The 13,968-nt window shown below is 57.3% G+C and carries 12 protein-coding genes; 7 read left to right on the top strand and 5 right to left on the bottom strand.

All coding sequences use genetic code 11. From position 1 onward, the window contains the following. Together VM163_09885 and VM163_09880 are read left to right on the top strand one after the other, a co-directional pair. Positions 1 to 1,206, top strand: a 1,206-nt coding sequence (locus VM163_09885; GenBank protein HUT04186.1) for a hypothetical protein, incomplete at its 5' end; no start/stop codon positions are given. Further along, the gene (locus tag VM163_09880; protein ID HUT04185.1) at positions 1,203 to 2,477 is read left to right on the top strand and encodes a hypothetical protein; all 1,275 of its coding nucleotides are present in this window, start codon (positions 1,203 to 1,205) and stop codon (positions 2,475 to 2,477) included. The genes VM163_09885 and VM163_09880, both read left to right, overlap by 4 nt. Positions 2,478 to 2,510: 33 nt before the next feature. On the opposite strand, the gene VM163_09875 is transcribed toward VM163_09880, so the two are convergent. From VM163_09875 to VM163_09855, 5 genes are all read right to left on the bottom strand, one after another. Then, a complete protein-coding gene (locus VM163_09875; protein ID HUT04184.1) occupies positions 2,511 to 4,415 on the bottom strand; it encodes an aldehyde ferredoxin oxidoreductase C-terminal domain-containing protein in 1,905 nt (634 codons plus the stop codon). A gap of 263 nt (positions 4,416 to 4,678) precedes the next feature. Further along, entirely contained in the window at positions 4,679 to 5,251 is a 573-nt protein-coding gene (locus tag VM163_09870; protein HUT04183.1) for an RDD family protein, read from the bottom strand. Further along, positions 5,238 to 6,263 (bottom strand): DUF1464 family protein, encoded by a 1,026-nt coding sequence (locus tag VM163_09865; GenBank protein ID HUT04182.1) that lies wholly within the window; start codon positions 6,261 to 6,263, stop codon positions 5,238 to 5,240. The genes VM163_09870 and VM163_09865 overlap by 14 nt, the downstream gene beginning before the upstream one ends. Next, a complete protein-coding gene (locus VM163_09860) occupies positions 6,260 to 7,270 on the bottom strand; it encodes a radical SAM protein (protein HUT04181.1) in 1,011 nt (336 codons plus the stop codon). Before VM163_09860 ends, VM163_09865 begins: the two co-directional genes overlap by 4 nt. Beyond that, a complete protein-coding gene (locus tag VM163_09855; GenBank protein ID HUT04180.1) occupies positions 7,267 to 8,064 on the bottom strand; it encodes a class I SAM-dependent methyltransferase in 798 nt (265 codons plus the stop codon). The genes VM163_09860 and VM163_09855 overlap by 4 nt, the downstream gene beginning before the upstream one ends. A 367-nt stretch (positions 8,065 to 8,431) precedes the next feature. Here VM163_09855 and VM163_09850 point away from each other — a divergent pair, with 367 nt between their 5' ends. The 5 genes from VM163_09850 (at position 8,432) to VM163_09830 (ending at position 13,530) form a co-directional block, all read left to right on the top strand. Beyond that, positions 8,432 to 9,373: a hypothetical protein gene (locus VM163_09850; GenBank protein ID HUT04179.1), complete on the top strand. Its 942-nt coding sequence runs from the start codon at positions 8,432 to 8,434 to the stop codon at positions 9,371 to 9,373. A gap of 68 nt (positions 9,374 to 9,441) precedes the next feature. Next, on the top strand, positions 9,442 to 11,787 hold the full coding sequence (locus tag VM163_09845) for a glycosyltransferase family 39 protein (protein HUT04178.1): 2,346 nt from the start codon (positions 9,442 to 9,444) through the stop codon (positions 11,785 to 11,787). A gap of 38 nt (positions 11,788 to 11,825) precedes the next feature. Beyond that, positions 11,826 to 12,002, top strand: a complete 177-nt coding sequence (locus VM163_09840; protein HUT04177.1) for a hypothetical protein — start codon at positions 11,826 to 11,828, stop codon at positions 12,000 to 12,002. Between the two features lie 21 nt (positions 12,003 to 12,023). Continuing rightward, positions 12,024 to 12,206, top strand: a complete 183-nt coding sequence (locus VM163_09835) for a hypothetical protein (GenBank protein ID HUT04176.1) — start codon at positions 12,024 to 12,026, stop codon at positions 12,204 to 12,206. A 391-nt stretch (positions 12,207 to 12,597) separates the two neighbouring features. Then, the gene (locus tag VM163_09830) at positions 12,598 to 13,530 is read left to right on the top strand and encodes a pentapeptide repeat-containing protein (GenBank protein ID HUT04175.1); all 933 of its coding nucleotides are present in this window, start codon (positions 12,598 to 12,600) and stop codon (positions 13,528 to 13,530) included. Positions 13,531 to 13,968: the final 438 nt, after the last annotated feature.

The raw sequence follows: 13,968 nt of genomic DNA, 5'->3' as shown, positions 1-13,968 counted from the left end.
CCGTTTTTCGTCATCGCCTCGGCCTACTTTTGGGTTGTCGCAGCCAAGAGGACGAGATGGTGGCCATTCGGACTGTTCGCATCCCTCACACTTGCGCTCGCCTTCTACTCGCACTACTGCGCCGTCCTCTGGATCGCCTCGCTGCCGCTTTCGATGCTCGTGATGGCGCGTTCTCGTAGGGGCGATTCACGAATCGTCCCCAATCTGTTTTGGCTTGATCTCAAAACGCTTGCGGCCTCGTTTGTGCTCATCAGCCCCTGGCTTATGGTTTTTCTTGACAAGGCCACAACCACGGTCTCAGTGGCCGACTTCTGGATACCCAAACCGACGGCCAAGACACTCTTAATAAGCCTCGAGAACATGCTGGCAGGATTCCAGGCCCCGTCGATACCAGGCCTTCTGGCAACAGCTCTTGTAACGGCACTGGCTGTTCTTGGCCTCGGCGCAGCACTGATTCGCGGACCGAGGCGCGGGGTATTGCTCGTGGCTGTGAACGCCTCGCTGCCCATCGTTCTTGCCTTCGCTATCTCGAGGCTCGCCAAGAACTCCATATACCTTGACCGCTGCCTGATCGCATCAGCGGTCTTCCTTCTTGTCATGGCGGGTTATGGGATGTCCCTGCTGCGCAAGAAGGCCGCCTTTGCAGTCATGCTGGCCACCGTCGTCCTGCTCTCATTCTCGCTTGTGAACCACTATCGCAACGTCATCCCCGACGTGTCGCACTGCCCCGGCGTGCGGCCGCGCAAGGAGTTTCGGCAGGCCGCCGACTTCGTCAGGCAGAACCTCCTGAAGGGCGACCTGGTCGCACACACTTGCAGGAGCTCCCTGGCGCCATTTATGGTCTATCTTGCGAGCGAACAGCGACAGATCGTGCTCGCTGCGAGCAGTGAGCACCGAGTTAGGGTCATGCAGAAGTACCCATACAAGGGACTTTGGAGCAGCAGGCTATCGCAGGCGACGCTACCTATCGCCGTTTACGACCTCCCTCCGGGCTACAAGAGGCTAGTCCTCGTTGCTAGCGAGTGGGACATCGGAAAGGGCGACTTCTACTCGCAAGAGAAGGCCCGTATCAAGCGTTTCCTCGACCGCAAATACCCTCTTCTCATGTCCAAGAAATTCTACGGCGCTCCGCTTTACTTCTATGACCTGACGCGGCCCGTTGCGACGAGCCAGCCGAGCTCTCTAGCAGGTGAGCAAAAACCGTGAACCTGAAAGCGCTCATAAAAAACTCCTACGCCGTTCTAGCGGACAGGGCGACACAGAACCGGGCATTCTGGGCCGCATTTCGCCTGGCTCGCGACCTGCGGCTTCTCGTCGAGCTGCTGTTCCCTCAGCGGTTCTTCAGAAGGACGATTGCCGTGGCCGATCCTCTGAATGGCAGGCGAGCCTCGTTCAGCCTTTGGGGCAACGCAAGCGGAGTTTGGTATCTATCGCGCTGCCTCGAGCGGTCAGGGCTTTCTGTGCAAGAAGTAGATGATTCAAACCCGGCAAACGCACGGCCATCAATCAGCTTCGTTTGGCATAACTGCGCCGTGTCTTGGAAATTCAGACGCAACGGATGGCTGGTCCTCCCGGGCCAGGTGCGCTCGCGAGTGGACCTCTCTGCCGGCATGGACGCCGTCCGAGCTCGCTTCCTGCGCAGCGCAAAGGCGGCAGTCCGAAGCATCAAGAATCAACGACTCACCTATCATATCGTCCCGTGCGACGAGGTTCTCCGGCGATTCTACGACGAGATGTATCTTCCCTATCGAGAGGTTCGGTTCGCTGGCAATCCGATAGTGAAGGACTTTGAATCGGTGCGCAGGTTCGCAAAAGGCTCCGTCATGCTTGCCGTCACGGATTACCATGTCAAGCCCCGCCCGAAGCTAGAAGATATGCTGGGCGCACTCATCCTCCGGCGGAACGGCAGCAACGCAACTGCCGACTTGCCCGGCCTAAACGGCGACCCGCTGGCTGCGCTCGAACGAGGCGTGGTCGAGGCGCTGTATTACTTTTCGCTTGAGTGGTGCCACTCTCAAGGCATCGAGACGCTCGATCTGGGCCAGAGCCATCCATTCCTCGATGACGGCATACTCCGCTTCAAGACGAAGTGGGGCGCAATGGTTGAGGCCAGCCAGACTGGCGTGCACAATCTCGCAGTTCGCTTCTTGGACAACGGCTGGCTCGGCAAGCATCTACTCGCGAATCATCCGCTGATCCTCAATTGCAGCCGCCAACGGGCAACTGCCAACCGCCAACCGCCAACAGGAAATCTTATTGGCCTGGCACACCTGCCGGCCGATGAGCTCTCCTATCGGGCCTTACGAAAGACCAGGCGGAGCCGAATGATAGACGGCCTACAAGAGCTCGTGGTCGTTTCAGACCCCAACTCGCCCCAGGACGCGCAGCGACTGGCGGGGCAGTTCCCTGGTGTTAGGTTTCTCTCTTGTTACGACCTACGCTACCTGGCCGAGGCGGTCAACTCGCTGTCTCGCTGACGGCGTGCGGCCACCTGTGGGCGCGAAAGGCGGTCATATTAGCTGGAGCAACCCGTCGTCTATGCCGAGCTCGGCAAGCGTGCTTTCGAGCGGAGCGCCCGTCGCTGGGTCTATCCCAGAGAGCTCATAGAAGTGAGAGAGTGCAGCCTGAAACTCGTCTGGCTTTACGCGTTCCCCCCGGAATCTGCCCCCCGGCATCGGCTCCGAGTAGCGAGCAGGCAGGCCATCGAGGTTCTCGCCGCCGGTGCGCCTGGCAATCCACAGCCGCTCAATCGCGCCGATCCTTTCTCCGACCTTCTCAAGGTCCTTTGATGTGAGACCGAGCCCGCAGGCGGCGTTGACATACTCCGTCAGCTCATCAAACCCCAGAAGCTCGGGGCTGTTGAATTGGATGATGAACCTACAGATGCCGATGGCGTCAGACACCGCAAACAGAGATTCGGTCTGCCGGACCATCTCGGCCTTCCCCTCGTAGGACGTGGGGTCGGGCGAGACCCGAGCGCCGAATATCTTTCGCAATTGTCTAGCGCTCAGATTCAGCGCCTCGAGCGTCGGCCGGGAGCGAAGGTGGTCTGCGCCTCGTGTTGACGTCGCCACGCCGAGCGCAAAGCCCTTGTGGCCGCGAACATCGACCGCGTCCGACTGAGGCAGTCGTTTCGACCAGATCATGGCCTCGTCCACCACGTCGCCGAAATGGCTACGCATCGCCCGAGCGCCGTCGGCAAGTAACGCTCCGAGGTTCTCTCGCCGGGCTGTGGCCTCGATCAGCTGCATGATGACATCCGTATCGCCCCAGTTGAGGCGCAGTCCGCCCGTGTCCCTCTCGGTGATGACGCCCTTTTTGAACAGCTCAATCGTGGCCGCTATGAGGTTGCCAGCTGTGCAGGAATCTATGCCGAGCCGATTGAGCCTGTCGTTAATCGCGAGAATCGCGTCCAGGTCGGTGATGCCGAGGACCGGGCCGATGGCGCCCAGCGTCCCGTATTCGATTCCGGGACCCTCGATGCCAGCGTATTTCCCATCAGGGATTCTGTAAGTGTGCTGGCAGCGCACCGGACATGAGAAGCAGCCGGTTCGGCGGACGTAATACCGCTCAACGAGCCGTGAGCTGCGGAGCGCGTTGCTGCCCTCAAGCGGCGTGGATGTGGCGTTCTTGGTTCTTATTATCCCCATGCGGCTGTGCAGGTCATAGAGGAATGGCGTGCCGCGCTTGGCGAGATGTTTCAGGACATCAACCCTCTTTAAGGCCCGCAGGAAGCGCCTCGTCAGCTGGACGAAGGCATCTGGATCGAACAGCTCGGACGCCATGTCTCGCGGCTTGCCGGTTGCGACAATGGCCTTGATCCGCTTTGCGCCCATGAGGCAGCCGAGGCCTGTTCTGGAAGCTGCATGTCGCCCGCCTGTCCTGACCTGCGAGAAACGAACCAGGTTCTCGCCAGCAGGCCCGATGAGCAGCGCTTCAGAATCTCGACCGAATCGCGACTTCACTGCCTCCTGCGCGTCGTACGTGTCCCTGCCCCAGAGCCATGCCCCGTCCTCGACCGATACGTCGCCACCGTCCAACACGATGACGCCGGGGCCTTCGAGCTTCCCGGTGATGACCAGGTGATCGAAAGCAGTCCTACGAAGCGCCGCGCAGAAGTGTCCGCCTACGTTAGAATCCCCGAGCAAGCCCGATTCGGGCGAGATGCCGGAGACTGACGTTCTCGCAAGCGAGATGCCGGGGATGCCGGAGAGAAGGCCATTGCCGATGATGAGCGGTGCGTCGGGTCCGAGCGAGTCCAGATGCGGTTTGGCGTATTTGAGCAGCGCCAGCATGTTGATTCCGCGCCCGCCCAGCAGCATTTGACGGGCACTCTGCGGTATCTCCCGAGACCTAGTAGTTCTCGCTGAAAGGTCAATGTAGGCGACCTTCCGTATGGCTGAAGCTCCTTGCATGCCGTTTCTCCGTGATGTGGCGAAACCCTCGACGGGTTAGCGTGAGGTTAGCAGGCCAGCCCCCTATGCTCAACAGGCACTCTGCAATCGGCTAGCGGTTCGCCCCCTCGTTTTTCCCGGACTACATTGCCCGTAGCAGTTCCGAAGGCCTTTGACGTTGCGACGGTTGATGGGCTCTACGCCAGGGCGTCAATCAACGGCTAGCTCGGATGCATCTGAGTAGGAGAATACTTGGACTCCGCTCGTCGGGGTGAGGTGTGGAATCAGGTCCGTTCATTCATAATATCGGGCGTTTCGATCGCAAACGGCGCCTTGTCCTTATACCTCTTCCAGATCACCTTCGTGTTAGCCCATCGGTCTCCCCATCTGTATCCTCTGACCAACTGAAAGGCGATTATGAAGAGCGCAAATGGCACAATCAGTGGAAGATTCCTCTTGGACGAAACAGTGCGACCGGCTCGCTCACCGGAGGTCTCGTCAATGACATAAATCCCCATCGCGGCTTTTCCGGGCGATACGCCCCTGAAACCGTCTTTGATGAGGAAAGTTGCCCCGTGCAACCAGATCAGAACGTTTAATGCGACACGGATTAGGTCTTGAGGCGCGTGAAAGACTCTTAATGCAGTGTCAATTCCGTATGCGAAAAAGCGAAAAAGAAGGATCCAGAGAATACAATCAATGAGAAAAGCAAACTGTCTGCGATTGGCAAAGCGATAGTAACATCTCCTGCAGACGTAATGCCCATATAACTTCCTGTAGTTGGGCTGCCTTCTGGGTTTATCACTCCCACAGAGCGGACAGGCACAGCGGTGGGTTTGCGAATCATCCTTCTTCATGTCCGTCAGCTCCCTCATGTTGGGCATATAATATCCCCATGTTCTCTACAAGCGCTCTGTACCTCCCGCCGAGCAGGGCCTCTCCGATGATATATGCCCCGCAGGCCGCCTCCTTCGCAGTCTTTGAGAGCTTTTGCACCTTAGTTACTGGGGCATACTTGCTCAATCTGCGGACGAGCTCTTTCTTGATAGATTCGTAGTTGGTCAGTCGGCCAGAGATGATGATCTCTTTCGGATGGGGGGCGGCGACTATGATTGAGGCGACGTCCTTTTCGATGCTCTCTGCGAGAAGTGTGAGGGCCTCAGGACAGTTCGCAAGTTCGTCTGGCGCAATTGCGCCGCCAGCGAAATCCCTTATACCTCCCTTAAAGACCACCTCTTGCGTTATCGGTGGTTTTAGCCTGATCGCGATCTCGGCGTCCATTCCACCGCATGCAATGAATCCCAGGCTGCCGTTGGTGCCACCTATACCGTCAACGATTCTGCCGTCTTCGACCACCATGACGGCAGTGAAAGCATATCCTACCTCCAGATAGACAAAGGATGCCTCGTTGTATCCAATGCCCAACCGCTCTGATTGGTCCTTGATGCCAAGCGCTACGCAGCACACCTTGTCCGCGGTTCCCATGTCGAACTTATTCCATTTCCTGTAACGCGGGACGGTTGAGAGATGAATGACGCCAGGGGTGAAGTAAACGGGCAGAGCCTTTGCCTTCATCTCGACAAGTAGCTTCTTTATCCCCTCGTTCACGGCCAATTGCGTGTCCAGAGGGATCATCTTTGCGATGTCCTTGTTTGTCATGTCCGCGATTCTTTTCAGGGGAATTCCGTAGCCCGATGGGCCCACAACAGCATCCCACGGTCCTAGTCCCTCAAGTCTATCGAGCAGGATTCTCGGGTTTTCCAGGATATCCGCCGAGTTGATTGCTTCGTCGATTATGACCCGCCGGTCGTCTTCCATTCCGAAGAGGTCGAAGCTGTATGTTCCGGGGTCTATTCCTACGACTCTCATGGCTGAACTCCCTTCAATGGGCACGAGGGGTCTGAGGCTGTCCAGCTTCCGGTCAGAGCGAACGTCCTTGACCTGCACCCTCCGCATTCATATAGATAATTGCACTCACTGCACGGCGATTCTCTGTTCGACAGATCAGTTATCTCCCTTACAAACTCCGAATGTTGCATCTTAGCCCAAATCTCGCCGAGTGGTCGTTCCCCTACATTTCCCATTACAACGGGGGCGAATGTGCACGGCTTAACGTCGCCGTTTGTTTCAATGAACATATACTCTCCGAAAACGCAGCGAGAGATCTCTGGAACAACGATGCCATTCTCAGCGTCTGTCGAGAATCTAATGTTACGTTTCTTCAAGAATGGCTTAAAAAATGGCTCATCGACGTAAACATCCATTTCGTGCGTTTTCTGGAGCTGGATGATTGAGGAAAAGAGCGCCTCATATTCTCCGCTGCTCAAGGCATACTCGCCGTAGTCCTTGCAAGGCTTTAATCCTAGAATCGTGATCTTGGAGTATCCTATCTCCTTCACGAATCGGAATAGCTTGCCGATCTGCCTGTGGTTATGCTTCCCGACCGTGACGGGACAGGAATCGAGGATACGATACTCCGCTGCGAGGGCGACTGCTCGCTTCAGCCGGTCAAAGTTGGCGCCCTTTCTGGTCTTCTCATAGCTCTCCTTGTCCGCGCCGTCTATGCTTATCATGAGATTGACGTCCAGGTCGGCGAGTTTTCGTGCGGCCTGTCTGTCGAGCAACATACCATTGCTGATAAGATAGACCTTCACGTCATTCCTACGAAGGATGTCAATCACCTGAAGCAGCTCGCCTCGCAGGAGCACCTCTCCACCCTCCAGAATAACCCACCTGGGCTTGAGAGAAGGTATCTCTTCAGCCACTCTCAAGAGAGTCCTGCCGTCAAGCTCCTCCGCCGCCATGCCTCTGCAATGCAGGCACTCAAGGTTGCATCTATTCGTGATCGCCCAATCAATGAAATAAGGAGTGCTCACACACACGCCTGAGCGACAAAGATCATCTCGGGGGAATCGTCGGTCAGGGGCGACCTGTCGAAGTTGCCGAAGAGGTCAACGATCTCAAAGCCGCAACGGGCGAGGAGATGTTCCACCTCGTAGCGGAAGAAGTAGCGGAAGCGAAAAGCCTGCACGAGGCGCTCGGTTCTGCCGTCAGGGTGGGTTACGTAGAAGATTATCTCCACGTCGTTGTATTGTTCCGGCCGGTGGAATGCGACGACGCGGTTTGTGCGCCTGAGCTTCCTACCGTCCGGAAGCTCGAATTCGGGCGTGTCCTCAACCTCATTCAGGTATTTCGGGTTATTGATGCGTTGGGGATGGGTCTGGAAGAGCTCTAAGCTAAACCGGCCGCCCGGCAGGAGATGCCTGCGAACGCAGTCAAGGCAAAAGAGCTGCTCTTTGACGGGTATCAGATGTGAAAAAGATCGGAAGGGCGCGGTTATGAGCGAGAATCTCTCCTTCAGATCGAAGTTGGTCATGTCTCTCTGCACGGTTGTTACGCGCTTTTGCACGTCATCGGGTTGCTCCAGCAGATTTTTCCGGCATGTTGCGAGCATACTCTCAGAGATATCCAGCCCGACGATCTCGCATCCCGCCTGTGCAGTCGGGATCAGTATCCTGCCCGTTCCGCAGCCTAGTTCCAGCGTCTTGCCGCTCGCTAAGCGCGCTGCATCGACATAGAAATTCCTGTCCGCTCTCTTGGCATAACCCGGAACTAGATCGTAGTATTCCGAGAGGAAGGACTCGTATTCATAGACATTGGATCTTTTCATTGCTCACTGTCGCCTTTCCGTGATTGGGCTGCGGTTACATTCTCTAATCCGCAGCATTCTGCCATGAGCTACCCCGCCTTGGCTACCAGCTTCCGCCAAGCGAAGACTACGAAGATCGCGCCCAACCCACCGTAAAACGCCCATCGCGACTCTGCTATCCCCAACATCCAGCCATTCACCCAACAAAAACCACCACTGGTTGCATCTCACCACCACGTAACGACCCATTCCTGCAAAACTGCTGCGTCGCCCGCAAAAGAGTTGACTCAGATCGGTAGCGTTGTTAGGCTTGTCGTTCGATTATTCTGGCAAGGTTGATTTTGGATACCCATATCAGATATTTTTGGGATAGACAGGAGAGAGTAGTATGAGAGTGTCGCGGTTTTTGGCTGTGGTCTTCATGTTGGCGTTGTTTTTTGGTGCATGGACTAATCTTGGTCTGGCCGACCAAACGCAGTTTACGCTCAAGTATTCCTGGCCGAGGCTTGATGTCGAGAGGATGCCGGCATCCGCGATGGAGCCCGAGGGTGGCGTAGGTGCATTCGAGGCAAGCATCAACGTATGGCAGGACCGGCTCGGCCTGTTGACTTCGTTTGAAATGGGCGAGTTCGAGTTTCATGGGATATCTGGCACCCATATTGTCTCTCCTGGGACAGCGGCCCAGCGTGTTTATGACTACGACTCTTATACAGATGTCGTGAAGGGCGTTTTCAACTGCGACATGCGTATCTATTTGGGCAACTTCTTCCGACGTTGGTCGGAGGCCGAGCTCAAAGTGCTGCGAGATATGAATCTCGCTGTCGTCCTTGGCTGGAACTGGCAGCACTACAAGTTTGACCGGAACGTAGTGGACATCAACGTAGTAGGTCATCCAAACGAGGAAGCAGATAAGAGCCTCCTGCCCTGGAACGAGGCAACTGGCTACGCGGTGGACCACGGCGGCGCCTACAAGATAGTTGCCAGTGGCCCCGAGCTCGGCTTCTCTCTCGACTGGTCCCCCTTTGAGGAATCGAAGACAGATGCGCTCAAGCAGATTGGTATGCACTTCTTGAGCAGGTTCTCGCCGGGCATCCTTAGAGCCCATTTCTACGGGGTCAAATGGCAGAACAGCCTGGAGAGCATATCCGGAGCAGATTGCGAGGCCGGCGTAACCTACGATTTCGCGAAGCTCCTTGACCTGAAGGGCGGTCAGAGCCTTACGGCGGGGCTTGGCGGCAACATGCGACTCCTGAGCGGACACGGCTTCAACAGAATAACCTCTTACGGCGGGCTGTTCACCGTAAGCTATGGGATGAAACACACCTGGTAGAGAAGAAGCCCCTGGCGCGCCCGTAGCTTGGGCTATGCTCGACTAGTGGACGAACGAGGGCTGGACCGGTGTTGCGCCTCGGCAAGTTTGGACATCGACCCGGGACGCTGTTTACCGTGGTCGTCTGTTTGGCGGCGACTGTCTTTGCGTTCTATGTAGCCAGCGTTGCGTCTCTACCGCTTGGGGGTCTCGTCAGATTCGTCCCTGATGACGCTTTCTACTATCTGAAGATCGCCCAGAATACTGTTGCAGGTCGCGGGCCAACGTTCGATGGCCTCAGCCCTACCACCGGCTTCCACCCTCTCTTCATGCTGCTAATCTTGCCCATCGCTGCCATCTTTGGGAGTTCGCCTGAGATGGCTATCCGCGTGATAGTTCTGCTCTGCGCGACCTTGTTTCTGCTCTGCGCGGTGGTCTTATGGCGCATCATCAATTCGCTTGCGGGCCGCGGGGCGCAAGCTATCGCTTTCGCGGCCGCCGTCACGGCACCTTCACTCGTGTTTGTGAGCATCGGCGGGCTCGAGACGGCGCTTGCGCTCCTATTGACACTGATCGCTTTGTCTCTCTTCGTCAAAATGGCGACGGCCGAGGCCGTGCGCGAAAACAAATCTCTCCTGCTGGGGTCAATAGTGGGGTTTGCGGTCCTCGCCCGAACAGACAACGTCTTTCTGATTCCGGCCTTCATCGTCGGTTTCCTAGCCACAGGGCCTCGGTCCAGGCGTTTGCTGCACTGGCGGAATCTCTCGCTTTTTGTCTTGCCTCCAATTATGGCGACGCTCGGAGTTATGACTTGGTGCTACTTGAGCACGGGAACGCCATACCAGTCAAGCGCTGCGGCGCTTAGCATCACATCTCAACTCGGCGTCAATTCAACTCACAGCGGTATTTCTGAGCTGGCCCAGTCATCCGCCGACATCGCAGGCAGTTTTGTGGTCATGGCGTTTCAGACCGCGGGCCTGCCGGTCTTCATCGCCGTGCTAGCGTTCGTAGCGCTGATCTTCGCCTCAATGTTCTCGGAGCTCATCCATGTCGGCAACCTGCTGAGGCGGGCTCGCCTCTTACTGCCACTTCTGGTCCATTCGTTCCTTTTGGTGGCGTTTTACGCTGTCTGGCTCCGCCGCTGTCAGCTGTGGTATCTCGTGCCCGCATCGATGGCCGCAATTGCCGTCTGCTCGCTGTTGTTAGTCGGCCTCGCTGAGAGCGTGAGCGAGATTTGGCCACGGCACGCGGGGCAAGTGGGAACGGTCCTGAAAGCAGCTATTGCCGTCGCGATAATCGTGGCGGGGCTGGTCGAGGCGCCTGCGCTTCTTTCAACGGGCCTTTATCCCTGGCAGCCGGAGATGTTACGGGCGGCCAGAGCCGTGCAGGAGCACATTCCGACGGGAGCCAGGCTGGCTGCCTTCAACGCGGGTATGCTTGGCATGTTCCTCGACACAACGGTGATCAACCTCGATGGCGTTGTCAACAATCGTGTGCTCCCGTTTCTGGCAAGCCGGAATCTCGACCAGTACTTGGCGAAGGCCCGGATAGAGGGAATTTTAGACTATCAATACAGCTTCTACAGCTTTGCTGGGGCGACAACGCGGGCGGGCTATCCGGGCTTCGATCTCGTAGCAGAACTGCCTGGCACGTGGAACGGAACCAACATCTGGGCTTGCAGGAGGAGGCGAGGAGGGTTCGTGGAGTCATCGATCGTTCGGCCGGTCTCCGGCTTTTACCCGCCGGAGCAATGGGTGGACGGCGATTTTGAGTTTCGATGGTCTGAAGGAGATTCTTCGAGGCTCTCCATCCTGCCCGCAACAACGGACGCTGACCTTGAGCTTGTCGTGCTCGCCTATCCGCTCGAGGTCGCCGGGCATTGTGGCCAGAGCGTTACGGTGGAATTGAACGGCGCCGCCTTGGGGAGCGTCAAGATGGCGTCAGGTTGGCACAGATACGTCCTGGGCCTCCCCGCCGGCAAGCTCGTGCCCGGCCCAAACACGCTCACGTTCCGCTACGGATATACGCTCTGTCCTGCCACAGACTTCAACGGCGGGGGAAACGATAGACGCAATCTGGCTGTCGCGTTCCGAATGTTCCGTTGTCAGAGAAAAAAACGCTCGATAGCTATCGCTGCTCCGTCGTCGTTGTTCCGGGGCACGAGCAGGTCAGCAGAATCCTTCACCTCTTGCAGAGCGTTCTCAACGGCTATCCCCAATCCTGCGTTCCGCAGCAAGCCGCAGTCGGAGATGTCGTCTCCTATCGCAACTATCTCGCCCCTGGCGATGCCTCGACTCTTTGCGATGTGCCAGACCGCCTGCCACTTCTCACCAAGCGGATTGAGGACCTCAAGCGCGCTTGCTCCGATCGTCAAGTTCCTCACAACGTGGACGTTCAGCTCACCACTTGCAGCGAGCTTGCGCAGCGCCTCGTAGGCTGGGGTAAGCCTCTCAAGCGACTCCATGACGATAAATTGGATGATCTTGTCGGCGGGCGCCTCTCGCAGATCATCAAGCTCGAGAAGGAAGGCCGCGTTGCGAGAGACATAAGCCCGGTGGAAGCGGTTTGTGTCGCGTCTTGCGCAGTAAAGGTCGATCCCGTCCTCGAAGCAGTCCACGTGGAGGACCGGGTCGAGGCCAAAACGCGATAACAACTCGACGACGGGCACGAAATGCTGCGTTGGGAAGAGATTCTTGAGCACAATGTTGTGCTGCGGGCAGTTCCTGACGGCAGCGCCGTTGTTGTAGGCGACCGGAATGGAGCGGCCTATCTGCTCTACCATGGAAATCACCGTGCGGTAGCGCCTCCCCGTGCAGAATACGACTATTGCGCCGGCGTCAACGGCGGTGCGTAGGGCCGAAATGGCCCTCGAGCTGATCTTCTTGTCGTCCGTCAGAAGCGTGCCGTCGAGGTCGAGCGCAAGTAGCTTGAACTTCATCTCTCTCACTTTTTGGTTCGCGCTTTATGAGCAGTGGAACGCCGCAATGTCTTTAGGTTTTACCACAGATGCGTTTTGAGACAAGGAGCTCTTGCTCCGGGGCACGATGCACTCATCGGTCAGGATTGTCCTCGCAGACTCGATGAGAACATAGTCAGCCCTATGCGACCGGCCCCGGGAGCGAATCTTTGCAGCCGCTAAAGTTTGCTCCCGAAATTGACGAAATCTTGAATGAATGGGTGGCCATCTTGGCTCGAGCATAAACCGCTCGACCAATGCTTTATTGTTCGCTTGAAACGGGGAAACCGTGGGCAGGATATCGAGACTACAAGTCGTCGAGCGCGTCGCCGGAGGAGCACAGCTTTCGGGGATGAGCTTATATGGCATAAACCTGTCGGACCTCCAGCTTTCTGGACTGGAGTTCAGAGGCACAAACCTGTTTCGCGTCAACATGCAGGGCGTTGATGCGTCCGGCTCGGACTTCATGGATGCCAATCTCTCCCGGGCCAACATATCTCGGGCCAGTTTCCACAGGGCGAACCTGGAGCGCGTGAACTTGTTTGCGGCCAACGCTTCCGAGACGGATTTCAGCCAGGCGATGCTTAGCGGCGCAAGGATGGGGCGCGGCGTTTTCAGGATGGCGAAATTCGTTCAGGCTGACCTTAGGCGGGCGGAGCTCGAACGGGCAGACCTGTCAGAGGCGGACCTATCTAAGGCGATGTTAGGCGCCGCGATGCTTGGCCGGGCCAAGCTCATCGGATGCTCACTCGCAAGCTCGAATCTAGCGCACGCGTTCCTAAGAGAGGCGAACCTGTCCAAATCAAACCTCACCGGCGCTGACCTGACCGCAACCGACTGCAAGAGCGCCAATCTCTCGCAGTGTGCTGCGAGCTATGCCAACCTGCGCCGTGCAAACCTAACCGGCGTCAACATGCAGAACATAATCCTCAACGAGGCGGACCTCAGGCAGACAAGCGCCGAGAACGCAATTATCAAGAATGCGATTCTTGTGGGGGCAGACCTGAAGAACTCGGACTTCTCGGGCGCCAACTTCCAACGTGCGGAGCTGGCCTTTGCCCAGCTGGACGGATGCAACTTCGCCGGTGCGACCTTCCAGGCCGCTAATCTTGCCGAGGCGTCGGGTTGGCACAAAGCCGAGTGGAGGGGGGCGGTCTTCAACTCTGCAAGCCGTCTGCCGCCGGGCTTCAAGGACCTAGTTGATGGCGTGATCTTCATCTGAGAGCCTTTTTTCAGGGCCAGGCATCATTCAGACGTGTCCGACGGGTCAGACTTGTCAAGCCGCACCTACGTCCAGGGCAGGCATCCATTCAGGGGAAGAATCGCATACGGGTGCTGGCCGGGATTCGCAGGTTTCCCAGTAATCAGATTGGAGCGGGGAACGTTGCGGCTGCCTCGCGGATGGAGGGCAGAAGCTCGTGCCCGAAGGGCAGACCATGGGTAGCCGCAGGCGTAGCCTGACGGTGCGAATAAACGCCACAATCCCCTTTTCTAACCTCCCCGTTGCGTTGCACGCACGGGCTACCCATGGTATCCCCTGTCGGGGATTACAGCCTGCACCCCTCGTTCGCACCCGTTAGCTGAAAGAAGCAGCAACTCGGCCGTCGACATGAACTCCCGTGCCTATCTGGCAGCCAGCTTCAGAGCTCAACCTCAGAAA

Source organism: bacterium (assembly GCA_035527515.1).
In the GTDB taxonomy this organism is placed as follows: domain Bacteria; phylum B130-G9; class B130-G9; order B130-G9; family B130-G9; genus B130-G9.
Note: the sequence above shows the minus strand (reverse complement) of the source record. Positions and strands in the feature narration are given on the sequence as shown.

What these genes read in the sequence shown, in the direction of transcription:
- VM163_09850 (HUT04179.1), top strand. Translation starts at nt 8,432, where the DNA reads ATGAGAGTGTCGCGGTTTTTGGCTGTGGTCTTCATGTTGGCGTTGTTT.
- VM163_09875 (HUT04184.1), bottom strand. Translation starts at nt 4,415, where the DNA reads ATGCAAGGAGCTTCAGCCATACGGAAGGTCGCCTACATTGACCTTTCA.
- VM163_09855 (HUT04180.1), bottom strand. Translation starts at nt 8,064, where the DNA reads ATGAAAAGATCCAATGTCTATGAATACGAGTCCTTCCTCTCGGAATAC.
- VM163_09835 (HUT04176.1), top strand. Translation starts at nt 12,024, where the DNA reads ATGCTGCGTTGGGAAGAGATTCTTGAGCACAATGTTGTGCTGCGGGCA.
- VM163_09865 (HUT04182.1), bottom strand. Translation starts at nt 6,263, where the DNA reads ATGAGAGTCGTAGGAATAGACCCCGGAACATACAGCTTCGACCTCTTC.
- VM163_09870 (HUT04183.1), bottom strand. Translation starts at nt 5,251, where the DNA reads ATGAAGAAGGATGATTCGCAAACCCACCGCTGTGCCTGTCCGCTCTGT.